This window comes from Pseudomonas sp. AC172, assembly GCF_979258595.1.
In genome coordinates this window covers 3,146,423-3,172,018 of the sequence record NZ_OZ409868.1, presented here as the reverse complement: position 1 = coordinate 3,172,018, position 25,596 = coordinate 3,146,423, and the positions used below count along the sequence as shown (strand labels likewise).

General features: G+C 55.7%; 28 protein-coding genes and 1 pseudogene. 17 read left to right on the top strand and 12 right to left on the bottom strand.

What is annotated here, in order from left to right; translation table 11 throughout:
- Positions 1-4: 4 nt before the first annotated feature.
- From ACZ0A4_RS14215 to ACZ0A4_RS14205, 3 genes are read left to right on the top strand one after another with little or no spacing between them, the layout of a single operon-like run.
- Positions 5-670, top strand: coding sequence for a YjbF family lipoprotein (locus ACZ0A4_RS14215; protein ID WP_463575265.1), 666 nt, complete (start codon positions 5-7; stop codon positions 668-670).
- A complete protein-coding gene (locus ACZ0A4_RS14210) occupies positions 670-1,428 on the top strand; it encodes a capsule biosynthesis GfcC family protein (RefSeq protein WP_463577554.1) in 759 nt (252 codons plus the stop codon). The genes ACZ0A4_RS14215 and ACZ0A4_RS14210 overlap by 1 nt, the downstream gene beginning before the upstream one ends.
- Entirely contained in the window at positions 1,425-3,503 is a 2,079-nt protein-coding gene (locus tag ACZ0A4_RS14205; RefSeq protein WP_463575264.1) for a YjbH domain-containing protein, read from the top strand. The genes ACZ0A4_RS14210 and ACZ0A4_RS14205 overlap by 4 nt, the downstream gene beginning before the upstream one ends.
- Before the next feature lie 618 nt (positions 3,504-4,121).
- On the opposite strand, the gene ACZ0A4_RS14200 is transcribed toward ACZ0A4_RS14205, so the two are convergent.
- From ACZ0A4_RS14200 to ACZ0A4_RS14190, 3 genes are all read right to left on the bottom strand, one after another.
- Complete coding sequence (locus ACZ0A4_RS14200) at positions 4,122-5,516, bottom strand: undecaprenyl-phosphate glucose phosphotransferase (protein ID WP_095121080.1); 1,395 nt, start codon at positions 5,514-5,516, stop codon at positions 4,122-4,124.
- A 392-nt stretch (positions 5,517-5,908) separates the two neighbouring features.
- The gene (locus ACZ0A4_RS14195; protein WP_463575263.1) at positions 5,909-6,541 is read right to left on the bottom strand and encodes a winged helix-turn-helix domain-containing protein; all 633 of its coding nucleotides are present in this window, start codon (positions 6,539-6,541) and stop codon (positions 5,909-5,911) included.
- A gap of 279 nt (positions 6,542-6,820) precedes the next feature.
- The gene (locus ACZ0A4_RS14190; protein ID WP_463575262.1) at positions 6,821-7,561 is read right to left on the bottom strand and encodes a winged helix-turn-helix domain-containing protein; all 741 of its coding nucleotides are present in this window, start codon (positions 7,559-7,561) and stop codon (positions 6,821-6,823) included.
- A 507-nt stretch (positions 7,562-8,068) separates the two neighbouring features.
- Here ACZ0A4_RS14190 and ACZ0A4_RS14185 point away from each other — a divergent pair.
- A complete protein-coding gene (locus ACZ0A4_RS14185; RefSeq protein ID WP_110720582.1) occupies positions 8,069-8,902 on the top strand; it encodes an undecaprenyl-diphosphate phosphatase in 834 nt (277 codons plus the stop codon).
- Here the strand turns inward: ACZ0A4_RS14185 and ACZ0A4_RS14180 are convergent, their stop codons facing one another.
- Both ACZ0A4_RS14180 and dusA read right to left on the bottom strand, forming a co-directional pair.
- Positions 8,903-9,274 carry a DUF2388 domain-containing protein gene (locus ACZ0A4_RS14180; RefSeq protein WP_463575261.1) on the bottom strand — a complete coding sequence of 124 codons (372 nt, stop codon included), beginning with the start codon at positions 9,272-9,274 and terminating at the stop codon, positions 8,903-8,905. It lies immediately after the preceding gene.
- A gap of 75 nt (positions 9,275-9,349) precedes the next feature.
- Positions 9,350-10,369: a tRNA dihydrouridine(20/20a) synthase DusA gene (dusA, locus tag ACZ0A4_RS14175; protein ID WP_463575260.1), complete on the bottom strand. Its 1,020-nt coding sequence runs from the start codon at positions 10,367-10,369 to the stop codon at positions 9,350-9,352.
- Between the two features lie 102 nt (positions 10,370-10,471).
- On the opposite strand from dusA, the gene ACZ0A4_RS14170 reads away from it, so the two are divergent.
- From ACZ0A4_RS14170 to ACZ0A4_RS14160, 3 genes and pseudogenes are all read left to right on the top strand, one after another.
- A complete protein-coding gene (locus tag ACZ0A4_RS14170; protein ID WP_463575259.1) occupies positions 10,472-11,575 on the top strand; it encodes a site-specific integrase in 1,104 nt (367 codons plus the stop codon).
- Positions 11,576-11,635: 60 nt separating this feature from the next.
- A complete protein-coding gene (locus ACZ0A4_RS14165) occupies positions 11,636-12,550 on the top strand; it encodes an endonuclease/exonuclease/phosphatase family protein (protein ID WP_463575258.1) in 915 nt (304 codons plus the stop codon).
- A 487-nt stretch (positions 12,551-13,037) separates the two neighbouring features.
- Positions 13,038-13,433 (top strand): annotated as a pseudogene (locus ACZ0A4_RS14160) (hypothetical protein); the annotation flags it as partial.
- Between the two features lie 147 nt (positions 13,434-13,580).
- Here the strand turns inward: ACZ0A4_RS14160 and ACZ0A4_RS14155 are convergent.
- The 6 genes from ACZ0A4_RS14155 to ACZ0A4_RS14130 form a co-directional block, all read right to left on the bottom strand.
- Entirely contained in the window at positions 13,581-13,850 is a 270-nt protein-coding gene (locus ACZ0A4_RS14155; protein WP_463575257.1) for a pyocin activator PrtN family protein, read from the bottom strand.
- A complete protein-coding gene (locus ACZ0A4_RS14150; RefSeq protein ID WP_463575256.1) occupies positions 13,847-14,389 on the bottom strand; it encodes a hypothetical protein in 543 nt (180 codons plus the stop codon). The genes ACZ0A4_RS14155 and ACZ0A4_RS14150 overlap by 4 nt, the downstream gene beginning before the upstream one ends.
- A complete protein-coding gene (locus ACZ0A4_RS14145; RefSeq protein WP_463575255.1) occupies positions 14,386-14,805 on the bottom strand; it encodes a hypothetical protein in 420 nt (139 codons plus the stop codon). The genes ACZ0A4_RS14150 and ACZ0A4_RS14145 overlap by 4 nt, the downstream gene beginning before the upstream one ends.
- A gap of 55 nt (positions 14,806-14,860) precedes the next feature.
- Entirely contained in the window at positions 14,861-15,178 is a 318-nt protein-coding gene (locus ACZ0A4_RS14140; RefSeq protein WP_083366740.1) for a pyocin activator PrtN family protein, read from the bottom strand.
- A 158-nt stretch (positions 15,179-15,336) separates the two neighbouring features.
- Complete coding sequence (locus ACZ0A4_RS14135; RefSeq protein ID WP_463575253.1) at positions 15,337-15,621, bottom strand: phage antirepressor KilAC domain-containing protein; 285 nt, start codon at positions 15,619-15,621, stop codon at positions 15,337-15,339.
- An 11-nt stretch (positions 15,622-15,632) separates the two neighbouring features.
- On the bottom strand, positions 15,633-16,223 hold the full coding sequence (locus ACZ0A4_RS14130; protein WP_463575252.1) for a hypothetical protein: 591 nt from the start codon (positions 16,221-16,223) through the stop codon (positions 15,633-15,635).
- Positions 16,224-16,581: 358 nt separating this feature from the next.
- Here ACZ0A4_RS14130 and ACZ0A4_RS14125 point away from each other — a divergent pair, with 358 nt between their 5' ends.
- Both ACZ0A4_RS14125 and ACZ0A4_RS14120 read left to right on the top strand, forming a co-directional pair.
- Positions 16,582-17,058, top strand: a complete 477-nt coding sequence (locus tag ACZ0A4_RS14125) for a hypothetical protein (RefSeq protein WP_463575251.1) — start codon at positions 16,582-16,584, stop codon at positions 17,056-17,058.
- Positions 17,055-17,423 (top strand): hypothetical protein, encoded by a 369-nt coding sequence (locus ACZ0A4_RS14120; RefSeq protein ID WP_463575250.1) that lies wholly within the window; start codon positions 17,055-17,057, stop codon positions 17,421-17,423. The genes ACZ0A4_RS14125 and ACZ0A4_RS14120 overlap by 4 nt, the downstream gene beginning before the upstream one ends.
- Before the next feature lie 25 nt (positions 17,424-17,448).
- On the opposite strand, the gene ACZ0A4_RS14115 is transcribed toward ACZ0A4_RS14120, so the two are convergent.
- On the bottom strand, positions 17,449-18,180 hold the full coding sequence (locus ACZ0A4_RS14115; RefSeq protein ID WP_463575249.1) for a LexA family protein: 732 nt from the start codon (positions 18,178-18,180) through the stop codon (positions 17,449-17,451).
- A 79-nt stretch (positions 18,181-18,259) separates the two neighbouring features.
- On the opposite strand from ACZ0A4_RS14115, the gene ACZ0A4_RS14110 reads away from it, so the two are divergent.
- The 8 genes from ACZ0A4_RS14110 (at position 18,260) to ACZ0A4_RS14075 (ending at position 25,595) form a co-directional block, all read left to right on the top strand.
- Entirely contained in the window at positions 18,260-18,520 is a 261-nt protein-coding gene (locus ACZ0A4_RS14110; RefSeq protein WP_463575248.1) for a hypothetical protein, read from the top strand.
- A 331-nt stretch (positions 18,521-18,851) separates the two neighbouring features.
- Positions 18,852-19,370 (top strand): phage regulatory CII family protein, encoded by a 519-nt coding sequence (locus tag ACZ0A4_RS14105; RefSeq protein WP_169431165.1) that lies wholly within the window; start codon positions 18,852-18,854, stop codon positions 19,368-19,370.
- Complete coding sequence (locus ACZ0A4_RS14100) at positions 19,363-19,590, top strand: TraR/DksA family transcriptional regulator (protein WP_150592478.1); 228 nt, start codon at positions 19,363-19,365, stop codon at positions 19,588-19,590. The genes ACZ0A4_RS14105 and ACZ0A4_RS14100 overlap by 8 nt, the downstream gene beginning before the upstream one ends.
- The gene (locus ACZ0A4_RS14095; protein ID WP_463575247.1) at positions 19,580-21,796 is read left to right on the top strand and encodes a VapE domain-containing protein; all 2,217 of its coding nucleotides are present in this window, start codon (positions 19,580-19,582) and stop codon (positions 21,794-21,796) included. The genes ACZ0A4_RS14100 and ACZ0A4_RS14095 overlap by 11 nt, the downstream gene beginning before the upstream one ends.
- Positions 21,789-22,148: a PA0613 family protein gene (locus ACZ0A4_RS14090; protein ID WP_463575246.1), complete on the top strand. Its 360-nt coding sequence runs from the start codon at positions 21,789-21,791 to the stop codon at positions 22,146-22,148. Before ACZ0A4_RS14095 ends, ACZ0A4_RS14090 begins: the two co-directional genes overlap by 8 nt.
- A 527-nt stretch (positions 22,149-22,675) precedes the next feature.
- Positions 22,676-23,014 (top strand): phage holin family protein, encoded by a 339-nt coding sequence (locus tag ACZ0A4_RS14085; protein WP_463575245.1) that lies wholly within the window; start codon positions 22,676-22,678, stop codon positions 23,012-23,014.
- A 123-nt stretch (positions 23,015-23,137) separates the two neighbouring features.
- Entirely contained in the window at positions 23,138-23,662 is a 525-nt protein-coding gene (locus ACZ0A4_RS14080) for a terminase small subunit (RefSeq protein ID WP_463575244.1), read from the top strand.
- 43 nt (positions 23,663-23,705) lie between these two features.
- Positions 23,706-25,595, top strand: coding sequence for a phage terminase large subunit family protein (locus ACZ0A4_RS14075; protein ID WP_463575243.1), 1,890 nt, complete (start codon positions 23,706-23,708; stop codon positions 25,593-25,595).
- Position 25,596 lies beyond the last annotated feature (1 nt).

Sequence of the window (25,596 nt, the reverse complement as noted above, 5' to 3'; positions counted from 1 at the left end):
GACTTTGAACATTTTGAAAGTTGGCCTGTGCCTGATGGCGGCCTCGTTGCTGTGCGGCTGTAACCCGTTGATGAGCGCTTCGTTGAACAACCTTAAAGCGGCAGTCGTCGGTCCGGATGAAGTCGACGTGTCGACGGCCGAAGTGGCCGGGGTCAACTACCCGCAACTGAAACTGACCACGCCCTCCGGCTCCGGCGTGCTGGCGCTGGTGCGCGAGCGCGATGATCTGCAGTTCTGGGTCGCCTCCGGTAAGCAAGTGCTGCTGCTGCGCAATGGCCTCGCCGTGCGCACCATTGGCCTGGGCCTGGAGGGCGATCTCGATGGCACGCGGCTGGCCGATGACGCGCCGTTCAAGCAAGGCCTGCATCACGTCGCGGACGGTTTCACTACGCGGCGCTGGATCGACCTCTACAAGGGTCAGGAAGTCGGGGTGATCGTTAACAGCCGCTTCTCCCGCCGCTCCGAACAGACCCTGCAGATTCTCGACAAGGAATACACCGTGCTGCGTGTCGATGAGCAGATTGACGCCCCGGCCATCGGCCTGAGCGCGACCAATCGTTACTGGGTCGACCCGCGTGACGGGTTCATCTTGCAGAGCGAGCAGCAACTGACGTCGCAGTTGCGCGTCAAGTTTGTGCAGCTCACCCCTGATCGCAGGCACCTGCCGTGATGCGCCTGAAAATGTTATCGGCGGGCCTGATGCTGGTCGCGAGTGTGAGTCAGGCGGCCGTCACGGTGTCGGGTGATGTTGCCAATCCCGGGCCGGTCAAGTTGCCACCCGGCGGGCGCTTGCTCGATGTGATCAGCGAAGCCGTGCCGAATGCCGAAGGCTATTGGCTGGCGGGCGGGTTGCTGCGGCAGTCGCTGATTGAGGCGCAGACGCGACTCAAGGTCGGCGTGCTGTTTGATCTGGATGTGCTGCAACGCATGTCGATGCTGTTCGACCGGCCGAGTCGTGCGGCACTGGCGCAGCGCATTGCCGAAGAAGTGCGGCAGATGCCGGTGACTGGGCGGCAGATTGCCGATCTTGATCCGGTAGCGCTGGAAGTCGGATTCGCGCGCAACATTCGCCTCAATGACGGCGATCGTCTGGTTTATCCGAAACGCGTCGACGAAGTACAAGTGCTCGGTGCCGTCGCCGAGCCGTGCCACTTGCCGTATCAGCCGTTGCAGGAGGCGCGTGAGTACTTGCAAGGCTGTTCGATCCTGAGCGATGCCGAAGCCGATTACCTGTGGCTGATCCAGCCCAACGGCGTGTCGCGACGTGTCGGCATCGCGCACTGGAATCGTGAGTCCGGGCAGTTTCCGGTGGCTGGCAGCAAGATTCTGGTGCCGGTGAAAAATGATGATCTTGATCCGCCTCTACCTGAACTGAATCAGCAGTTGGCCGAATTCATTGCCACGCAGCTGGCCGAGGTGGTTCGTTGAATTTACGTTTTGCAGCTGTGTTGTTATTGCCCTGCGGTCTGGCCCATGCCGAACCGCGCATTACCCAGAATGACTTCGGTGGCACCGGTCTGTTGCAGACGCCGACCGCGCGTATGGCCCCGGCCGGCGAGTTGAGCGTCAACGCCAACCGCACCGATCCGTACAGCCGCTACAGCGTGTCGTTGCAGCCGCTGGACTGGCTCGAAGGCTCGTTTCGCTACACCGCGATCACCAACCGGCCATACGGCTCGGAGGCCCTCAGCGGCAGTCAAAGCTATAAGGATAAGGCGGTCGACGTCAAAGTCCGGCTGTGGCAGGAAAGCCACTGGCTGCCCGATGTGGCGCTGGGCTTCCGAGACGTTGGCGGTACCGGTTTGTTCTCCAGTGAATTTTTCGTCGCCAACAAGCGCTACGACAACTTCGATTTCAGCGCCGGTATTGCCTGGGGTTACCTCGGTAATCGCGGCGATATCGACAACCCGTTGGGCTACGTCAGCGATCGTTTCGATACCCGGCCAGCTCTTGAAGGCACCGGTGACGTCAACTCAGGCTCGTACTTTCGTGGGCGGCCGTCGTTTTTCGGCGGCGTGAGCTATCAGACGCCGTGGGATCGCCTCAGCCTGAAACTCGAATTCGAAGGCAACGACTACAAGCACGAGCCGAAGGACAACGAGATCAAGCAGGACTCGCCGATCAACCTCGGCGCGGTGTTCAAGGTGACTGATTCGGTCGATGTCAGCGCGGCGTGGGAGCGCGGTAATACGGCGATGTTTGGCGTGACTTTCCACACCAATTTCGTCAGCCGCAAAGCCCCGGCCAAGACCTACGACCCGACCCCGGAACCGCTGCCGGCGAAGGCGCCGACTACGGCGATGGATCAGGTCAACTGGGCGAACGTCTCGCAGCGTTTGCAGCAGAACGCCGGCTACAAGGTCGAGCGCATCGCACAGCGTGATTCCGAGCTGATCGTGTATGGCGAGCAGCAGCGCTACTTCCATTCGTCCAAGGCTGTCGGGCGGGCGAGCCGGATTCTCGACAACAGCGTCAACGACGACATCGACTGGTTTACCGTGGTCAACAAGCGCTATGACCTGCCGCTGGAAGAAACCAGCGTGCCGCGCCAGACCTTCCGCGAAGTGATCAACAATGAAGAGCCGCTGCAGTCGCTACACCGCACTACCGAGATCAACCCGGCAATGCCGCACAACGAGAAAACCCTCTACACCGAAGCGCCGCAGCATTTCAGCTATGGCGTCGGGCTGGGCTTCAAACAGAACGTTGGCGGCCCGGATGGCTTGCTCTATCAATTGAGTGCTGATGCCGACGCCGAATACCGCTTCAACCGCAACACCTGGTGGAGCGGTTTGCTCAGTGCCAACCTGGCCAACAACTTCGACAAATTCACCTACGACGCACCGAGCGGTCTGCCGCGTGTGCGCACGGATTTGCGTCAGTACCTGACCACGTCTAACACCACCATGCCGTTGTTCCAGGTCAGCCATGCCGAGCAGTTGGACAAAGACTGGTATGGCATGGTGTATGGCGGGTATCTGGAATCGATGTTTGCCGGTGTTGGCGGCGAAGTGTTGTTCCGCCCGACCGGTGAGCGCTGGTCGGTGGGCGCGGATCTGAACTGGGTGCGGCAGCGTGATTTTGATCAAGGGTTTGCCCTGCGTGATTACTCGGTGGTGACCGGGCATATCACCGGTTATACCGATCTGCCGTTCGATACGTTGGCGGCGGTGAGCGTCGGGCGTTATCTGGCCGGAGACTGGGGCGGCACGCTGGACATCTCTCGCGAGTTTTTCAATGGCGTGCGCTTTGGCGCGTGGGCGACGATTACCACGGCGGGCAGTGCCGAATATGGCGAAGGCAGTTTCGACAAAGGCATCTACCTGTCGATCCCGTTCGACGAAATGATGAGCATGTCGACCATGCGCCGCGCCAACCTGGTCTGGGCCCCGCTGACCCGTGACGGTGGTGCGCGACTCAGTCGCAGCTACCAACTGCACTCGATGACCGATAGCCGGGAAGGGGATATGTTTTATCGGAATTTCGAGAAGATCACGGAGTAAGCGCAGATCTCCGAAACACCTCTGAAACCTTTGGGAGCTGGCTTGCCAGCGATGAGGTCGGCACATTCAAGATTGATATTGGCTGACCCACTGCCATCGCGAGCAGGCTCACTCCTACATTGGATATTTGCCACGCCATAAGGCCTGAGCCAACTACAAATCCCTTGTAGGCCTTCGCCTGCTCGCGATAGCGTCAAACCAGTCGACAATCCCTTTTGCCTGACACACCGTCATCGCGAACAGGCGAAGGCCTACATTGGTTATTTGTCACGCCACAAATCCCGAGCCAATCCCGAATCCCTGTGGGAGCTGGCTTGCCAGCGATGAGGTCGGCACATTCAATATTGTTATTGGTTGACCCACCGCCATCGCTGGCAAGCCAGCTCCCACAGGTTACGTGTCTAGCCACAAGGCTTGAGCCAACCACAAATCCCTGTGGGAGCGAGCCTGCTCGCGAAGGCGTCAGCCCGGTCAGCATCATCGCTGCCTGACCCACCGCTTTCGCGAGCAGGCTCGCTCCCACAAGTTCTTTGCATCCCTCCACAATTCACTCTCGCTCCCAAATCCCAGGCACAAAAAAGGGGACTTTCGTCCCCTTGCGGTATGCAGCTTCAAACCTCAGTAAATATCCTTCGACAGCAACGTAAACGGCGTCTTCACCAGGATCTTCAGATCCAGCCACAACGACCAGCTGTTGATGTACTGCAGGTCAATCTCCACACGTTTCTGCATCTTGTCGATGGTGTCCGTCTCACCGCGGCAGCCGCTGATCTGGGCCAGCCCGGTGATCCCCGGCTTAATCCGGTGACGCGCCATGTACGCGAGGATTTTCCCCGAGTAGTAGTTGTTGTGCGCGACGGCGTGCGGGCGTGGCCCGACCAGTGCCATGTGCCCCTGCAAGACATTGAACAGTTGCGGCAACTCATCCAGCGAGGTGCGGCGGATAAAGCGCCCGACCGGGGTAATGCGCGAGTCATTACGGCTGGCCTGCTTCACATCGCGGTCATCGTGAACACGCATCGAGCGGAACTTCCAGACCTTGATGACCTTGCCGTTCCAGCCATGGCGATCCTGCTTAAAGAACACCGGGCCGGGCGAGTTGATCTTCACCGCCAACGCAATGATCAGCAGGATCGGACTCAGCGCGATGATCGCCAGGAACGCCACGGTTTTCTCGACCAGACTCTTGCTCAGAGCAGCGGTAGGGCGGCTGGTCAGCGGGCTCTCGTTCAAGTAGATCGCCGGCAGACCGTCCACGACCTTCACCGAGTGATTGAGCAGGGTCAGACTGTTCAAGTCCGGCACCCACACCACATCAACGTTGGCCCCTAGCAAGTCACCATAAATCGCCTCGATTTTCGCGGCTTCACACAACGGCAGGGTGATGTACAAGCGACGGATGTCATGCGCCTCGATCAACTCCAACAACTGTTCCTGATCGCCAACAACGCGCGGTGCATCCGAACCCAGCGCAGACACATCCCCATTGCTGACCAAACCTACCAACGGCAGATTTTCCAGTTGGCTGAGCTTCTTCGCCAGACCCAGCGCCAGTTCGCCGGTGCCGACGATCAGCGTCTTGTGTTCGCTTTTACGCGAACGCTGGTAGTACTTGGAAAACGCATGCAGCGGAGCGTAAAGAAACGCCTGACCGAGGAAGCCATACACCGCCCAGCTCAGAATTACCTGCCGCGAAAACAGCTCATCGGCCTGGCAGACAAAAGCGATGCACGCCAGCGCCGCCATGGTCATCGACCAACCCATGAACAACCGGCCGAGACCAGTCAGGTAGTTGTCACGCTTGCGATACACACCGCTAAACGTATAAGCCGGCACCGACGCCAGTACCGCCAGGGTTGCGCACATCCGGTAGTAGAACGCGACCGTCCCGGTGTGCTGCTCGGCGAGTATGAACAACAGCGTCACGACAAAGCCTTGTGCCAGCGCCCATTGGCCCCAAAAGGTCAGTCCCTTGAGGCCTGTGCTTCGATTGATACTTAAAGAAAGATCCATACGGTATCCCCAAAAGACGTCCATTCAGGTTTCAACAGTTGAAAGCCGAGTTGTTATGCAGACTTATTGTTTTTGTTTTAACGAGTGTCCTGAGGTAACAACATCGATATTGCCGAACTGTCGTCAGTCAATAGACTAAGTTATTGGCTGGAATGGTGTCTGACGAGTTCTAACAAGGTGGCACAGTGCCAACTTTTTAATAATCAAATAGAAGGGTGTTAGAAAAGGTCGTAGAGCGAGGGGTGAATAAAGTATGTTGTATTTGTTACTGTTGGAGGGGTGGAGGCAGGGGATGTTTAATTCAAGGAGGAAGATGAAGCCAAACAGAGTGCTCTTGTTGTATTTGTAATCGCACTTTTGTCTGTTTGTTCTGTTCGTGAAATTCTTGCGGGTTACGCGACGATTTCCTGGATCAGGCAGTAACCGCGGTTTCTGACGGCACGAAACAGTCGCTCACCATTACTGGCGCTTTTGAATTTGTCTTGCAGGCGACTCAGGCACATTTCCAGACCGCGATATTGTTCGGGTTCTCGACCGATGCTGAGGATCAGCTCGTCACGACTGACAACACGCTCTTCATGGCTGAGCATTTTTCTGACCAGTGCAGTTTCCAGGCCTGTCAGGCTGATTTCGACACCTTCTTTGACCAGCGCCCCCTGGTCATGGTCAAGATGCCAGGTTTCATTACCGGGCATATCACCTTCAACGGCAGGCGGCATGTTGCGGGTTTCCCCGGTAATGGCCGGGACATTCTGGAAAGGATTAGCCGATTGCGCTGCGCGCCATTCGGACTCGAGCGTGGCCAATATCCGCTGAGTATCATGTTCAATACTGCGCGGTGCATTTTTGCGACTGATGCCTGGATATGTGAACTCCATCACCATTGGAGCGGAAGAGGGCGAATCAATCCCTTCAAACGAATTGAAACGTTCACTGGACAGCATGCTCTCCAGTTCGCGTTGCGACGTTGTACTGTGAGTCACGACAACAAAATATTTCCTTGGGAGGGTTGTACTAGTTTCCATGTCTCTCTCCTGAATACATACCAAAATTGGCTAAAAGATAAATCGGCAGGCGAGCAATGACTTCCTCGGAAGTAATCGATAGGCAGGGTCTGGGCCCAAGAATGGCCCTCGATAAATTCCACTCGATCTGCTGCTATGTTATGGAGTTTTATTGTTATGGGTCGTGTTGTCGCGCTCATTCAATTGCTTGATTTCAAACAGGCGTGAAGCAGAATTGGAACGATATGGTTGCATCAGACGATCCTTCGTACGTATGCAAAAGGGATGGCTGCCCGAGAGTCAGGCAGTCGATATCAGACCCCGCAGCAGGCGATAGCCATAGCCGCGAATGCTCTGAATCGCGTTTGTACCATACATGTCCTTGATTTTTCCACGCAAGCGACTGATTGATTTCTCCAGTGCGCGAGGGTCGTAGAAATTGGTATTGAGGCCCATGATGCTGGCGATTTCATCATGGCTCAGGATGTGGTTACTGGTTTGCGCGAAGGCTTCGAGGATCTTCATTTCGGCAAACGAGATATCGAGTTTCTTGCTGGTGCCCATCAGGCAGATACGGGTCGGATCAAGCGTCAGATCGATATCGCGTTGCCATTCTTCACTGTTGAAGAACTCGCCCAGCAACTCGGCGCCATCGTCGGAAAGGGTATTGAGCTTGATACAAACATCCGCGCCAGCCAGATAATATTTGATCTTGTTGAAGGCGCCGCGACCGGTGATGACCGCGCAAATGATCGGCTTCAAGTTGTCGCTGCGCAGGTTTTCGACCAGCGCCAGATTGTCTTCGAGGGCCTGGGGGCTGTCGATCACCAGGAAGATGGCTCGATACGAACCAGACTGTTCATTCAACTGATATGAACTAGTGTACGCATCGGCTTCGAGCGCCATATCACTGCGTAAATGCTGGGCGACTAGCGCTTTGAAATGTTCAGCCACGCCACGGGTACGACCCAGAGTAAGAACACCAGGTTCGTCGTTTGTCGGGCGCGGACTTCTAGTCGCTAAGTTCCCTGAGAGCATCATGCATTGACTCGAATTAAGTGCTGACATCGGGATGTTAAAGCACCGGTTCTCATCTGTGACTGACAATTGGTAACATTCACGCGATTTTTAGACGTGTCTCGCGAGTTTTCTAACAATAATTAAGCTTTTCAAGCTTTTAGTTGATTTTCTCGGAGGGGTGAACTACTGCTTAGATGGTGGCGATATGCAATGGTGCCACTATTTTGAGGTGAATGCGATAGCTTTGTATATGTCCAATTGCCACTGTCTGGCCATCTCGAGATAATGTGATATTGATCACACTTTATTGCCGGAGCAACTTTTATCTGCAAAAAGGCCTAAATATTTTCTGCGTAGTTCGTCAGCCGACGATTACTAACATGGCTTGAGTGTGTCTTTTAATAAGACGTAATCTTCGTGGCTGATGAACTTTTGCGTTTATGTATGTCAATGGTCTCACTGCAGATACTCAACCCCTGAGTGTTATTACCCGGTCGCTCGCCCAAAGAGCGCTCTGACGGAGGATTAATGGATTTCTGGACCCTTTTCCAGGTGTTGATATTAGGTGCGGTAGAAGGCCTGACCGAGTTCTTGCCGATCTCGAGTACCGGCCACCAGATCATCGTCGCCGACCTGCTGGAATTCGGCGGTGAACGCGCCATGGCGTTCAACATCATTATTCAACTGGGTGCCATTCTTGCCGTCGTCTGGGAGTTTCGACCGAAGATCTTTGAAATCGTCAAAGGCCTGCCAACTCAACGCAATGCTCAACGTTTCACCCTCAACTTGCTGATCGCCTTTCTGCCCGCCGTGGTCTTGGGCGTGTTGTTCGCCGACGCGATCCACGAATACCTGTTTAATCCGATCACCGTCGCCGTGGCATTGGTCGTCGGCGGCATCATCATGTTGTGGGCCGAACAGCGCAGCCATGTGATCAGCGTCGAGCACGTCGACGACATGCGCTGGTCCCACGCACTGAAAGTCGGATTCGTACAATGCCTGGCGATGATTCCCGGCACCTCACGCTCCGGCTCGACCATCATCGGCGGTCTGCTCTTCGGCCTGTCGCGCAAAGCCGCCACCGAATTCTCGTTCTTCCTCGCCATGCCGACCATGGTCGGCGCTGCCGTGTACTCCGGCTACAAATACCGCGACCTGTTCCAGCCCAACGACTTGCCAGTCTTCGCCCTCGGCTTCGTCACCGCGTTCATCTTCGCGATGATCGCCGTGCGCGGCTTGCTCAAGTTTATTGCCAACCACAGTTATGCCGCGTTCGCCTGGTACCGGATCGCGTTTGGTTTGTTGATTCTGGCAACGTGGCTGTTTGGCTGGGTCAACTGGACCGCCGCAGCGGCCGCTTGATCACTGGGCGCTGATCAACGCCGCAACGGCGAGATCGTTTAACGCCGAATCCGGCGACTCCTGGCGATAGCGCTGCAAGGCCGACGTGAAATACGCGGCCTGCAGCATGCCGTCGCTGGCGAGATAGAGTCGCGCGTCTTCCTGTTCCTCAGCAGAGTAAACACGCTTGTGACTGTCGGTCGTTTCCTGGCTAGACGAAATAGGTGCAAGGATTAAAGACACCAAAGTGAAGCCGGAAAACTGCGTCACCTCCCACGGCGTATCGGTCTGGCCCATGCAAAAGCCGTCGCAGTGCGCATAAACGTCGGAAGTGAAACTGAACAAAGTGAGGAGGGTGAAACGCTTGAAAGCAGAAAAAGTAAACGCGGGCATAAACGAAAGACATCCTGTCAGCACAACAAAACACGGGGCAACGCTCATGCGTCGCCCGCACACTCAAACCATCAATCAACGACCTTCAAGCAACTCAGCGGCCTGATCCAGCAACGCCAACGGATCCTTGGCCTTGTGAATATCCACCGACAACAGCTGACGGAATTTGCGCGCCCCCGGGAACCCCGTGCCCAGGCCAAGCACATGCCGCGTAATGTGATGCATCGCACCACCGGCCAGCAAATGCTCGGCTATATAAGGACGCAACTGCGCCAACGCCTCAGCCCGACTGATCACCGGCGCCGAACTGCCGAACAACTGCTGATCCACCTCCGCCAGCAAATACGGATTGTGATAAGCCTCACGCCCCAACATCACACCGTCGAACGTCTGCAAATGCTCATGGCAAGCCTCCATCGTCTTGATCCCGCCATTCAGCACAATCTCCAACGCCGGAAAATCCGCCTTCAGCTGCGCCGCCACGTCATAGCGCAAAGGCGGAATGTCACGATTCTCCTTCGGCGACAACCCCTCCAGAATCGCAATCCGCGCATGCACGGTAAAACTGGTGCACCCGGCATCGCGGACGGTGCCGACGAAATCACACAGCTCCGCGTAACTGTCCCGACCGTTGATCCCGATGCGGTGCTTTACCGTCACTGGAATCGACACAGCGTCTTGCATCGCCTTCACACAATCCGCCACCAGTTGTGGGTGACCCATCAGGCACGCGCCGATCATGTTGTTTTGCACACGATCGCTTGGGCAGCCGACGTTCAGGTTTACCTCGTCGTAACCGTGCTCTTGGGCCATGCGGGCGCAGGCGGCCAGATCCAATGGAACGCTACCGCCCAACTGCAGCGCGAGAGGGTGCTCGGCTTCGTTGTGACGGAGGAAACGCTCGTGATCGCCGTTGAGCAGCGCGCCGGTGGTGACCATTTCGGTGTAGAGCAGGGCGTTCTTCGACAGGAGGCGTAGGAAGAAACGGCAATGGCGGTCGGTCCAGTCCATCATCGGCGCCACACTGAAGCGGCGAGAGGGTTCAGGACGGGCGTGGCTAGTATTTACAGGCGCTTCAGGTTTTTCAGAGTTCATTAATACTGATCTTTTATACAGCAGTTTTTACCCATTTTTCCTTGTTTTTCGAAGTCGGTTGCTACAATGTAGCAAGTGAATTCGGCAATGTAGCAACTGGAAATGGGCACGATCACATCACGCAAGCGCAAGGATAACTCGACGGCCTATACGGCGCAGATACGGATCAATCGGGACGGGAAGACAGTTTATCAGGAAAGCCAAACCTTCGATCGCAAGCAGGTCGCTCAAGCGTGGATCAAGCGCCGCGAGACGGAGCTGGCCGAGCCTGGTGCGATTGAGCGTGCGAACCGCAAGGGCGTGACGATCAGGAAAATGATCGAGCAGTATCTGGACGAGTACGAGAAGATCCGGCCGTTGGGGAAGACTAAGAACGCCACGTTGAAGGCGATCAAGGATACCTGGTTGGGCGACCTCGACGACTCGGCCCTGACCAGCCAGAATCTGGTGGAGTTTGCACAGTGGCGGATGGGCAAGGAAGGCGGCGGCGTCCAGGCGCAGACGGTTGGCAATGATCTCTCGCACCTGGGCGCAGTTCTATCCGTTGCGAGGCCGGCATGGGGCTACGAAGTGGATCCGCTGGCCATGCCTGATGCACGCAAGGTGTTGCGAAAACTAGGTATGGTGAGCAAGAGCAAGGAGCGTAACCGTCGGCCGACTTTGGAAGAGTTGGATAAGCTGATGGAGCACTATTCCGAGATGCAGACACGACGTAAAGCGCAGATCGACATGCCAAAGATGATCGCCTTCGCGATCTTCTCGACGCGTCGGCAAGAGGAAATCACGCGTATTCGTTGGGAGGATCTCGATGAATCCAGACAGGCCGTCCTAGTCCGAGACATGAAAAACCCTGGGCAGAAAATTGGCAATAATGTGTGGTGCCATCTGCCGGATGAAGCCTGGGCGATCATTCAATCCATGCCTAAAAAGGAAAAGCAAATCTTCCCCTATAACGGCAAGTCGATTTCAGCGTCCTTTACCCGGGCCTGTCCGCTATTGGGCATTGAGGATCTTCATTTCCATGATCTGCGGCATGAAGGGGTGAGCCGGCTGTTCGAGATGGACTGGGATATTCCCAGAGTTTCGAATGTCTCGGGGCATCGAGATTGGAACTCGTTACGACGCTACACCCATCTGCGCAGGCAAGGTGATAAATATAACAAATGGTTATGGCTAGAAAAAATTCTATCCGAGAGCTATAAATAAATGATTCTGCTTTTGAGTAAGAAAAGTTTGCCCGGTAACTTGATGTCTTGAGGGTGATAAATGGAGTTAAAAATTGCGTGGTGGAACACAGGGATGTCTCCGCCGACGACCAAAAGAAGTGCTAAAGGCAAGAGGGAGGCGAAAGGTTTTTTAACCGTGCTGCGGCATCTGCTTGTTGAGGATGAGATTGATTTGCTAGGGTTGTGTGAGGTTAGCCTGGTAGAAATATCCGCGATAAGTTTGCTGCTTGAAGGGTTTGAAAAGAAGAACTTCAAAGTTGTTTCTCTTTATAGTGTCAATGGTAATAGTGTTAATGATTTCTGTGTCATAATAAATGAGCGGAAAGTTGAGTACTTGGATCATCAGTTTGTGAATAGGCGAGATGAGGCGCGCGTATTCTATAAGGCGGGGGTTAAAGTTAGGTTTCGCGTTTGTAATGAGTCGATTTTTACTGTTTATTTGTCGCACTGGCAAAGTCGGCGTTCGGTGCCAGAAAAACCGCATAGGGCGGAATTAGGAAGCGCCCTGAGGTCCTCAATAAATACGGTGTTTGAAATAGGAGGAGATAATTCCCAAATTGTACTTATGGGGGATTTTAATGATGATCCGTACGAAGATTCAATGACGCATCATCTGAAGGCAACCCGTGATAAGAGTTTCGTTTTGGCGAATAAGCGTGTGCTGTATAATCCATTCTGGAGAGAAATGGGAGCCTTGATCCCCTATGTACACACTGATCGGCCATTATGGAATTACCCCTATGGCACCTGCTATTATAAGCAAGGCAAAGAAATGACCTATTGGAAAACGTTCGATCAAATGTTGTTTTCTTCATCATTTTTTGGTCAGGGTAACTGGCATCTTTCGGAGGGGGCAACTAAAATTTACTCTCTAATTGAATTTGGGCGTTATTTTGATGATTGGAGTGTTGTTTCTGATCATTTGCCGGTTTCAACGAAGCTCATGAGGGTTTGATATGTTTGATTTCGTGGGAGCATTTAGGCGAGGCATTAAAGCCGCAAAGGAGCTTAACAAGTATCAATTAGAGATTGACGAGGTTTTTTTTGAGCTTTCAAATAAGTTTTTGGATGCGACAGAAGGTGAGTTTGTTATAGAGCGTTTGAGTTCGTTCGTATCAGGTGTTTCGGCGGCTTTAGATGTTTTGACTGGTACTCCACCTGTCTCGCAAATGCAAACTAGTGGGGCGATTTTTATACGCTCTACGAGCGATGCTAATAAAAAGGCGAAGATTGCCAATTGGATTAAGCACCCTAAAGGTTTTACTTTTGTGCTGCAGTTTGAGCAGCGTGAAATAATATCGAAGAGCAAGTTTGAGTTGGGTGCGGCATTGGAAGAGCTCTTGAGCGCTCCTGTTGTAGGTAAAGCATATTTGAGTTTGCTAAATTCATCTCTAACTGATCGCAAAGAAAAAGAAGTTGTCAAAGGTCGTCCACTTAGAGTGGTGAAAGGGAGTGCAGTAGCAGCGGCGAAACCCGGGGCAGTCTGGGTCGCGGCGAAACCAGCAGCGAAACCTGCGGCAGCTAAGGTAGCGGCTAAGTCAGCAGCAAAACCTGCGGCAGCCAAGGTGGCGGCTAAGTCAGCAGCAAAACCTGCAGCACCCAAGGCCGCGGCTAAGCCAGCAGCAAAACCTGCGGCACCCAAGGCCGCCGCAAAGCCAACAGCAAAACCTGCGGTAGCCAAGGCCGCGGCTAAGCCAGCAGCAAAACCTGCGGCACCCAAGGCCGCGGCTAAGCCGGCAGCGAAAAAACCTGCGGCAGCCAAGTCACCAGCTGCACCTAGAGCAATCAAGCCAGCAGCTCCAAGACCTGCATCACCTGCGGTGCCAAATGCTGACGCGTTGGGTGACGGCGTAAATGAAGTGAAGTCCGGAAACCCTCAAAGTGTGCTTAATCCAGGGCTCTAAATGATCTGCATTGAGCCCATCAAGCTACGGCATTGTTATTATCTAGATTAAGGGGCAAATAAGGGGCGTAAGCCCCTTTTTTCATGCTGCTCGACCCATGAGCCGGTTTTGTTCCTTTGCTGCTTTTTCCCTTTGTCGGTCGATGTAATCGGCCAAATCTTTGATATGAATGCCCAATGCCGCTTTCTGCGTGTCGGCCCCTAATCTAACTATTGGGACGTCAATCTCACCATCCAGGCGCTTTCGTTTGAATTTTTCCACGGTCAAGTGCATGTAGTCGGCACATACCCTGTCGAGCGGTATTACTGCTTGACCATGATATTGGGCCATCAACAGAAATAATGTATTCACACTGCCTCCCTTGTGTTGATGGACTCCCAGTTGCTATCGCAGAGCCTAGAAGACCACTCGCCCGCGTTAGTGATGTGCGCGTCGCGTTGCGAGCAGTGCCGCAGACTTTCGAGTACTGGGCGGGACTTTTCGAGTCTGACGAACTCGTCGATCTGCTTCAAGTTGATGGCTACCTGTGGTGGGCTTTCGTTGTTGCCTGAATGCGTATACCCAGCAGCAGGCTGCGCGGGCGGGCGGGTCTGAGCGATCAGCGTTGCATTGGATATGGCTGCCTCGCGCAGCTTTTGGTGGGGTATAAGCGCCTCGGTGGTGTTGCTGGAAGGAGCAATAATGCCTGCTGCTGAGCAGCAGATACGGTTTGTTTTTAGCGTGTCGACGCTCACTTCTTCGCAGAGCAAAGCGGTCGTGGATTGGGTGTTGTGCTGGTCCATTTGCATGCCGCTTTCCTCCGAGGTTCGATTGCGCGTTGGTTGGTCCGCCGCTGGTGAGGCGTATGCCGTGTCGCGGTGGGTGTTGGAGTGGGTAAAGATCTCGTTCATGCGGCGTCTCCCACGTCAAAGGGGGCCAGTTGCTCAGCCATGTCGAGAGCTCGGTCGCGCAGGGTGCGAGTGTCGCGCTCCAGTTTTTTTCCTGTGCGGAATGCACTGAATGTCTCGGCGGCAATGCGAAGTTTCTCGGCGATTTCCAGCAGTGCCAATCGCTCGGGGCCTCCGAATGCCATCGCTATCTGCAGACGTTTGCAGTGTTGCGACAAGCGCGTGTGGTCGGCCTTGATGAAGTCGAGAGATGCCCTTAATTCGCGAACCGTCTTGGCGCTTTCGGCACGCTGGATCTCGTCGCTTTCCTTCATGCCAGCGGACATGCCGTCGCTATGGCCCATGAAGTAGCCGGCCCATACTAATAGCCCGGCCAGAATGATCAGGGCGATGAGTGCGCAGATCTGAATTGCGGTCATGGTGTGCTCCTGGTGAAGTCTTCGGCTGGTGGTGGCAGCCGTTCGGTTTTGGGTGCTACTCGTTGGTGTCGTCCTGCTGTCGCTGCATGTCTTCGTCGGCCTTGTAGGCGCGGATGTCGATCAGTGAGGCGACGTGCCGGATGTGGGCGTACTTCGGTGCCTTGCGGCTGGTGTCCAGCGTGGTGATGGGGAGCTGGATGCGGCCGCTGCTGATCTCGGCCACGAACGATTGCTCGTTGAGGTTGCGGAAGTACTGCTCACGCACTTTATCGAGCGGGATCAGGACGTCGCCGAAGATGCGGTAAAGCAGTTCGACGGTGGCTGACTCCGGTGCCGGGTGCAGGCGCAGCGGGTTTTGTGCTGTGTTACTCATGGCTTTGTTGGGCCTCCTTGCGTTGTTTTCTGGCCGGGTGGTTCCAGGAGTTCAGGCAATGCGTTCTGGTCAGCTCGCGCAGATGTTCGGGCACTTCGAGGAGCGCGGCGTTGCGCTCCTCTCGTGTCCGCATGGCGATGATCTGGCGGGCGTATTCCCTAGGCCACGTCACGGCTGCCTGCCGGAATGGCGGGTAGGTCGATGCCCAACTGCTCGGCTAGCCAACGGATACCTGGCTGTTTGATCCGGGTCGATTGGCTGTACTGCATGCCGAGCTGGTCGTGGTACCACTGGCTGTCCTTGATCCGCAGATAGTCGCGGTCACGGTTGGGGTAGGCCGGCAGGTTTCGCTCGTTGAGCAGGCCTTTTTCCCGCATGCGTGCAATCAGCTTGGGCCGGGTGAGGCCGAGTTGGGTTGCTGCTTGGGCGAGGGAGCGTTCCATAGCATCCCCCTTCATGCTGCGTGCGCGGCTGGGGTAGCCGCTGCAGCGAGGTGGTTGATGGACTCGGTGACCTTGCCGTAGATCTCGACATCGGTGCCGTACGCGGTGAAGCACCGGGTGTGCGGGCTTTTGTTGCCGATGCTCAGGATGGTGGTGACGCCCGAGCGCGATTGCGTGCGGTGCAGCGCTACATGTAGAGGGTAGTCGAACCCCATGTCGAGGCTCAGCACGCCGCCGGTGCGTACTAGTTCGAGCACCCGTTGCTTGTCCGAGACCTCGAAGCGGCCATATTCGCGGCTGGCATGCGGGCGATGCGCCAGGTCGCGGGTGTTGCTCGCGTCAAATGGGCCGTTGGCGATTTCTTCGATGAAGTCGGCCAGCTTAAGGTGCGTCTTCTTGTCATTCTGCAGGGTCAGCGTGTGGCGTTCGCTGCCCAGCTCGATGACGAAGGTACTTTCGGTTGTGCCTCGTTCGACCTTGAGGCGGAACGCCAAGCATTCACGCTTGGGCGCTGTCCGGAGGACGTGGTTGAAGGTCTCGGTCAGGTTGACCTGGGCGTTGAGCAGCTGCAGGGTGCGGTTGTCGATTTTGAACTTGATCATGCTGCGTGCCCTCCGCCGTTCGGATCGAATGGCGTTGGCGCGGTAGGGGGAGGGGGCGGCTTCGGCTTGGTGGAGGCGAAAGAGCAGCCAAATTCGCGCGCTAGGCGACGAATCTCGAAGACGCGAGATGGATCAGCTGTGGCGGGATGGACGTGCAGTGTGGCTGTGGTGTGCATGGTAATTCCTCGCTCTGTGGTGGAGAGTGAGAAAAATATCAACCATTGGTAGATGTTTGTCAACAACCAATGGTTGATGTTTCTGGTGAAACTCATTTTAGGCGGATTGATTCAACACTAAATTTCGAAGGAGGTTGATATTCAGATTGGCTTTAAGCAAAATCTAATGAGGGACTTCTAAATTGAGATGGATTCAGGTGATCAAAAAAATGACATTGGATGGAATCGTCTCATTTGTAAGTTTTGCTGCAAATTTTACGTCTTCAATTGCCTCCATAATTGCGATATATCTTTTCGTTTTTAAGCGGAAAGCAATTGCCTCTGTGTTTTCATTGCTCTTTAATTATTCGCATCAGTTAACTCTTTCTGAGATCAAGGAAAAGCTTGAGCTGTTGAATAATTTTAATGCGAATGATCCTGCCCATACCGATACGATATTGAATATATTTCATGATCTATTAGGTCAGATCAGAGGGAATGATAAAATTAGTGGCTTGATGTCTAAGCAGATAGTAAAGCTTGAACGTTTAATTGATCGTGACTTGAAGATTGCGCCAATTACCGAACCCAAAAAGCGTGCATTGATCAGCGAGATTCGTGAAAAAGTTAGACACTTAAACGTTCAGAATATTGATGAGCTTGCCGGGAGTGGATCATGAGTAAGATTGTGGTTGCCGTAAATGCAATGATTGAGAATGCGCACAAAATTACAGATGTCCTTCAGGGGGTACATGAAAGCGAAATATTTTTTAAGTATGATCAAAAATATAAATGGTCTATTTTGAAAAGACGTGATGACCATTATGCAGTGATGTTTTACCCTGGACGACAAAGACTAGAAGATCTCGCAAGCATGCCAGATGACTTTTGGCATGAGTTCAGTGAGGTGGTTAGATATAATTCAAAAGATCTAGGTACCAAGGAAAGTTTGGAAACGTTTATGGATCTTTATAGGGTTGTGAACGATATAAAGTATGGTATGGATCATGTTCTAGATGACATCATAAGTTCGGTGGATTTCTAATGCAGGTTGCAAGTTTTTTGTAAAATCATTCAGGTATGAATGAACCCACAACTTTTCCGCATATATGAGTTTCTTCCGTAATATCAATGATTGGATATTGCGGATTGATTGGCCTCAAAAACTGCCGCCCAGCATCCTCGACCAAAATCTTAAATGTCGCTTCATTAGTGCGCGGGACTCTAGCGATAACTCGATCACCCGTCTTAGCTTCAGCTTCTGGATCAACAAAAATTATGCAACCCGTAGGGTAGCTGCGACCCGGCCCAGGATTCGTCATTGAGTCGCCGAGGACTTTCAGTGCGTATCCGTTGTTACTAATCGGCACAGGGCAAGACAACCATGATTCTGGGTCATGGGCTTCAAAGTTCGATATCGCTTCGCACCAGGCTCCGGCTTGAACCCAAGAGATCAACGGGACTTTTCCAAAGCGTTGATTTATTTTGCTGACGTTGCTCTCTTCGCTGATGACCAGTTGGCGAACGTTGCCTTCACCGGTCTGTTCTTTAGGTAGTACACCGTATTCAAGCCACTCCCGGCGAACCTTCAGCCAAGTGCAGAGCGCAACCATGCTATCAGCTTCGGCCATAGCTTCTCCGTTCAGCCATTTGCTGACAGCTTGTGTGGTCTTATCAACCCCCAAATTCTTCAACTGACGATGGATGTCCACGCCACGACCCCGGCTGCGTACGCCGGCATCGTCTAGGGCTTCGTGTAAGCGCTCGCTGAAAGCTGCGCGGAGAGTATTTTTATCAACCATGGGTTGAGAGTCTCATATAGGTTGCGAAATAGTCAGTTGATCTATAACATCAACCACTAGTTGATAAATGGAGGTTGTCATGATCCACCCCGCAAACTATCCGACCGCTGTTGCGTTTGCCTTTGACGCAGTAGGCGGCATCGGGACCGCCGCCAAGGTATGCAATCGCAGCTATCAGGCGCTGAACAAATGGCGGCAGGCAGGCTGCCTGCCGCGAACGGATTACACCGGTGAAACCAAATACGCTGAGCTTTTGGCTGCTGCCGCAGAACGGCAGGGCAATACCTTTCAGGCTGCTTGGCTGTTGAACGCATCGGCTCCCCAGAAAGCTGCGGCGTAGTAAGAAAAAAGGCGACCCAAGGGCCGCCCAGTTCCTCCCGACACGCACCACCACAGCGCTGTCGGGTCGCGATAAAGGCAGGCGGGCACACCACATGCAACCACCTCCCTTTATCGCGCTTTTCCAAGGCTCGGAAGCCTTGGTGTTGCTGCCTTTTCCACCACAGATTGGGCAGCTGTTGCGCCAGGGGTGAGCAACGGATTGCTCGCCCCGGCACGGTGCCGGTGTCGATCCCGAAGATCTCGCCGGCGTTTGGGCCCTTTCAAGCCACGCGGCAAATGTATCACCACTGCATGTCGCGCGGCACTGGCAACTTACAAGGATTAATGCCATGAGCCGTATCGTTCTGAGCTCTCTAGACCGGGCGCAGCGGGAAGTTCTGCCGCTCGATCTCGCGCTTTACCATGCCGCACGGGACTACCCCGGCGGCGCTGCTGCTATCGCCGCTACCACCGGCCGAAATGCGACCACGCTGCAGCACAAGCTTTCCCCAACCCACCCAAGCCACACTGTGAACATCCAAGAGTTCGGCGAGATTCTGGAGCTGACCAAGGATCGCCGCATTCTGGATGCGGTGCATGCGTTGGTCGGTGACACGACCTGGCAGGAGCTGGCCGAGGCGTACACCAACGACATGCCCGAGACGTTGACCACCGGTATCGCGGAATACTTCCGCAAGGTGGCGGATCTGGCGGACACCTGGGCCAAGAGCATTGGTGACGGTGTCGTTACTGATGAGGAACTTGCCGCGATTCGGCTGCAGGTGTTTCGTGGGATTCAGGGGTTGCTGGGGATGTTTAACCGCGCCACGTATGTCAACCAGACAACGCGGGGTGTTGATCGTGGCTGATATCGCTGACTTCGCTAATGACCTGGTGCAAGAGCGTATCGATCAAGCGCTCGCTGCTCGCAACGCCGCCAAGCCTGCTTTGGCGGCGCATTCGTTTCTGTTCTGCGAAACGTGTGATGACCCGATCCCTGAGGCCCGTCGCTTGGCGCAGCCCGGCTGCACGCAATGTGTGGGATGCCTTTCTGTCGACGAACTGAAGGGGGCTCGCCATGCTGGATGAGGTTCTGGGGCAATTCGCTGACTATGGGCTTGAGCCTGCGCAGCCATTGATGTTCGGCAAGCTCACCCGATGCAAGACGGCGCAGGACAAGGGCAAGGAAAAGAACGGCTGGTACATCGTCCATGAGCATCGCACCGAGAAGGGCGAGACGCTCATTTTCGGCGCATTCGGTGATTGGCGTTCGGGTGAGTCGCAGAAGATCAAGGTCAAGGCCGGGCGGATGTCGCCGGAAGAGCGTGAGGTCATGCGCGCTCGGCAGGAAGAAGCAAAGCGCCGGGCTGCCGAGATCGCGGCCAGTGCGGCGCGTCGTGCGGCTAAGCGTGCGGCGGGTATGTTCAAGCGCATGCCGGAGAAGGGCCGTAGCGACTATTTGGATCGTAAGCAGATCGTTGGTATCGGTGTTCGGTATGCGCCGCGCACCGGTGCGTTCCTGGTGCCGATGTGCAACGTGCGCGACGAGATTGTCGGCCTGCAGGTGGTGTTTCCGACCAAGCAGGAAGACACCGGCCGGGACAAGACGTATTGGCCCTATGGGATGTCGAAGGAGGGCGCTTTTCACCTGATCGGTCCGCATCCGGATCCGGGTGAGCCGGTGTTGGTGTGTGAGGGCTACGCCACGGGCGCAAGCCTGCATATGGCAACTTCGCTTACTGTGGCCATCGCATTTGACGCCGGCAATTTGCTGGTGGTGTGCAAAGCAATGCGTGAGCGCTTCGCCGGCTGCCCGTTGATCATATGCCGGGATGATGACTGGAAGACCACCAAGCCGAATGGCGATGCGTGGAACCCTGGTGAAGAGAAGGCCAATAACGCGGCGCTGATTGTCGGTGGCCAGGTGGTTGCACCGATTTTCTCCGGTGAGCGTGAGGTCAAGTGGACCGACTTCAACGATCTGCATGTTGCTGAAGGTCTGGAGGCTGTGCGCCGTCAGGTACTGGCCGTGGTCAAGCCGCCGGCTGCTGGTGGCTGGAAAGACATGCTGGCTCGAAGCGAGAGCGGGGCGTTGATTGCGCACATGCAGAACGTCGAGTTGATCCTGGCCAACGATGAGCGTTGGGCCGGGGTCATCAGTTACAGCGCGTTCAGTTCGAAGATCGTCAAGCTGCGTGCGGCGCCTTATGGCGGCGGCACGGGCGATTGGGCGGACATCGATGATGTGCGGGTGATGAAGTGGCTCGCGCAGCAGTACAACTTGCGGGTCAAGGCTTCGCATGTGATCGAGGCGGTGAGTGTGGTTGCGCATGACCATGCGTTTCATCCAGTGCGGCAGTACCTGCGCAAGCTGCAGTGGGATCAGGTGCCCCGGCTTGAAAGTTGGCTTACCGATGTCATGGGCGTTAAGGCCACGGACTACTCGTCGAAGGTCGGCAAGCGCTGGATGTTGTCGGCCGTGGCTCGGGTGATGAAGCCTGGTTGCAAGGCTGACTCGGTGATGATTCTGGAGGGTGCGCAGGGCGCTGGTAAGTCCACCGCGATGAGCATCCTCGGCGGTGAGTGGTTCATGGATACGCCGTTTGCGCTGGGTGACAAGGACGGCTTTCAGGCGATCCGGGGCAAGTGGATCGTTGAGCTGGGGGAGCTGGACAGCTTCAACAAGGCTGAGAGTACGAAGGCCAAGCAGTTCTTCTCTGCGTCCACCGACACTTACCGCGAGAGCTACGGCCGCAGAACGATGGACGTGCCACGCCAGTGTGTTTTCGTGGGTACGACCAACCAAGACGAGTACCTCAAGGACGCCACCGGCAACCGACGTTACTGGCCGGTCGCGTGTACCAAGGTCGATCTGGAGCTGTTGCGCTCGATGCGCGATCAGCTGTGGGCCGAGGCGGTGTTCTGCTACGACGCGGGCGACCTCTGGTGGGTGACGCTGGATGAGGCGGCAATGTTCGGCGAAGAGCAGGACGAACGCTTCGTTGTCGATGAATGGGAAGGGCCGATTCTGACCTGGCTTGAGGAGTCGCAGATTGGCGAGACCACCACCGGCAGCGATGTGCTCACCAGTGCGTTGAAGTTGGACTTCGGACATTGGGGCAAACCGGAGCAGATGCGCGTCGGCGCGATCATGCATCGGTTGGGCTGGCGGCGTGTTCGGTTGCCGGCGTTGGCTAAGAGCGGTCAGCGGCCTTGGGCTTACAAGAAGCCGACAGGGTGGGGCGGTGCTTCGGCGTTACAGTGTGAAGCGTTCGAGGAGCCTTGTTTTGATTAAGGAGATCGATTCGCTGCTTCGGTTATGGGCGCAGGAGCTGCATTCAGAACATTCGAAAGGAGGGCTGGCTGGGGGAAATATGGTTGCCATGATGATGGAGAGCAACGGGCAACTGATCAGGGGGCGGCGCGCCTTTCGTGCGCCGATGGAAAGCTCGTTAGATATTGAGCTGATCGTAAACAAGCATCTCGCGCCGGAGCTGGTGGCGGTGGTGCGTGAGCATTACTGCACGCTCGATGTGGATATGCGTTTGCGGTATGCCCACTGCGGTTGTGGCCGCGACACGTATTACCAACGCTTGCATGACGCGCATCTGCAGATCTTAGGCGTGATGATGGGGCAGGCTGCGTGACCCCAGGCATTGCTCCGGTTGTGGTTGTCCCACTGGCCCGTCTTGTCTCGCTGCGTTTTGATGCAGTGGGACAGGTGCGGGCCTTGTCGTTGTTGGGTTGTCCCACCGTCCCGCCTAGTCGTGCCTTCCGCCCGTGTGAGCATAGCGGGCGAGCACTACGCGCTTACGCGCGAACGCGTGTTCTTTAAAATTTTTCCTTTACACGAGAAAGAAGAAAGATAAGTAGGACAGTGGGGCGAAGCCCCGAATTCAGGCGCTCTCAGGCGTCCCACTTCGATTCAGAAAAGTGGGACGTATGGGACACCACCGCAACAACAGATTGCCGTGGTGGTGTATTCGCCGACATTCGCTAGGCGTTCACCCTGCATTACCCACTTATTCACCGGGTGGCATTAAAACAGGGTTGCTGCCACCGGAATCGACCTGTAAAAAGTAGTCATCTTCGATAGGTGCGACCGCAGAGAGCGGCAGGCACCACACCACCAAACCCGGCCATCGCGCCGGGTTTTTGCGTTTAGGGGTTGGCGATGACAAACGAGCAACAAGCACTGGCAGAGATGCCGATCTGGTTAGTGGTCGTGTTGGCCTTGGTCGGTGGCGTGTCGGGGGAGATGTGGCGAGCAGATAAAGATGGGGCGCGGGGCTGGGCGTTGTTGCGCAGGCTCGCGCTTCGGTCTGGGGCCTGCATTGTCTGCGGGGTGACGGCGATGATGTTGATGATTGCCGCCGGGATGTCGCTGTGGACGGCGGGCGCGTTGGGATGCCTGACAGCGATGGCGGGTGCGGATGTTGCCATCGGGTTGTATGAACGATGGGCTGCCAAGCGGCTTGGCCTTTCCGAATCAGCATCGACCGACCGCACCTAAGAGGCGGGGCGCCGGTTTTTCCGGGTCCTCCCCGAAGGCCGCCCCCTTCACGGGTTACGGAACTCGCGGGATCTCTGCAGCTGAGAATTTGGCAGGGATGTCCGTCTTTTCAAAGGGATAGATATGGGCAGGTCAGTTAGCAAGGCCGACTTAAGCGAGATCGTCGGCCGTGATGAACGCACCCTGACCCGATGGCAGAACGACGGCATGCCTGTGACCGAGTTCGGCCTCGGTCGGGGCAACGAAAACCAATACGACACCGAAGCCGTCATTCAGTGGCTGATGCACCAGGCCGCACTCAACGGCAAAAAAGAATCTTCACGCGACAGGCTCGACCGGATCCGTGCCGACCGCGAAGAACTCGCGATGGCCAAGGATCTGGGCGAGGTTGTGATTGCGGCTGATCTGGTCGAGCGTTTCGAAGCCATGATCACCGCTGCCAAAGTGGAGCTGCTCAATTCCTTTCCGGACGCGTTAGCCGCTGAATTGTCGGCGCGCTACGACGTGGAGGTAGATGAGCAGCTCATTCGCTACCCCATTGAAGCCATCCTGAGGAGGCTTTCTGACTATGACAAGGATGATGCCCCGTCAGATGGATATTCTGACGAACCGGACGATTCGGAGGGCCTTGAGGAAGACGGCGACTAAAGCGCTGCGCGGCGCCTGCCGCAAGTGGGCACCGCCGCCCCGCATGAGCATTATCGAGTGGGCGGACAAGTACCGCTGGCTCGCACCAGAAGAAGCGGCACGCCCCGGCAAGTATCGCTTTGACGTGACGCCTCACCTGATCTGGCCCGGTGGGCCATTGGAGGCCCTGGACGATCCGACTGTTAGTGAGATTGTCGGACGCAAATCGGCGCAGGTTGCTTGGACGTCTGGCGTGCTGGGAAACGCCCTGGGTAAATGGATCGACATTGACCCATCGCCGATCCTGGTGCTGTTCCCCAAAGCCGAAGCGGCCAAACAGTACGTCGGCGAAAAGCTCGAACCTATGATCGAGGCCACGCCACGGCTGCGCAAGAAAGTCGACCTGCGCAGTCGCAAGCTTCAACAAAGGCAGGACTTCAAGCGCTTTCCTGGTGGCTTCCTGAAAATGGTGGGTTCCAACAGCCCGGCCAGCGTGAAGTCCACGCCAGTACCACGGGTGGCCATTGAGGAACCGGACGACTGCAACCTCAACCTGCGTGGGCAGGGCGATAGCATCAAGCTGGCGAAGGAGCGACTCAAAACCTTTCGTCGTTCGAAAATCATCATCGGCGGCACACCAACCATCAAAGGTCTATCGGCCATCGATGCGGAGTTGGAGCTGTCAGACAAGCGTGTTGGCTTGGTGCCCTGTCATGAGTGCGGGCAAGAGCACGCGCTGAGCTTCGACAACCTGCACTGCGATGAGGATCCTGAGTACCAGCATGAGGTGTACGGCAAGAAGCGTCCGGAAAAGACTTTCTACTCTTGCCCGCACTGCGGCGGGATCTGGGACGATAACCAGAAAAACGCCAACCTCAAGCATGGGCGCTGGTCAGCTACAGCAGAGTTTCGCGGTATCGCGGGCTACATCCTCAACGAACTCTACGCAACGTTTTGGGGATCTCGCTTTGAGGTGCTGATGGAAAAGAAACTCCAGGCTGAGCACGCGGCGGCGCAGGGCAACATCGGCCCGATGATCGCCTTCGTCAACAGCTCCAAAGGCGAAAGCTACGAATACCAGAGCGATGCTCCGAAGACTGACGAACTGGAGAAGCGCGCCGAACCCTACGCGGAACTCACCGCGCCCCAAGGTGTGCTTTTAGTCACCGTCGGCGTCGACGTGCAAGGCGACCGCTTGGCGCTGGTGATCACCGGTTGGGGGCGGGGTGAAGAGTCATGGCGTCTGTACTGGGGCGAGCTGCACGGCAACCCCATCGATCCGCATGACGCTGTCTGGCAAGAGCTGGACAGCGTCATTTCCAGACCGATTCCCATCGCAAGCGGCGCCCAACTGGCGGTGTCGGCGGTCAGCATCGACAGCTCTGACGGTAACACTAGCGATGCGGTTTATGCGTATGTGCGTGATCGTCAACGCTACAACGTCATGGCGATCAAAGGTGCTTCCGTTGACAGTCGCGACAAGGAGATTTTTACCAAACCTCCGCAGTCAGTGGACACCTCGCAAGACAACACCAAGGCTGCCAAGTACGGGCTGAGGGTCCACATCGTTGGCACGCACAAAGCCAAGACCCTGATCGACGGCCGACTTCGGCTGAAAGGCGCAGGGCCTGGCCGAATGCACTGGTACAGCGAGATCCGCTCTGACTACTACGAGCAGCTCACCAACGAAGTCCTGGCGCCGCATCCACGCAACCCCAGCAAGATGGTTTGGCAGAAAAAGGCCGGCCGGCGCAACGAAGCGCTCGACTGCGAGGTGTACGCCTTGCATGCGGCGCGTAGTCTGAAAACCCACCTGCTGCGCGATCACGAATGGGACCAGTTGGAGCAGCAACTGCTACAGCCAACCCTGTTCACCACCGAACAACCGGTCGCACCGGTACCGCGCCGAGCTGTCGCTCGTGGGCGGGGCACCCGCAGTCGCGCGGGCTACTAGG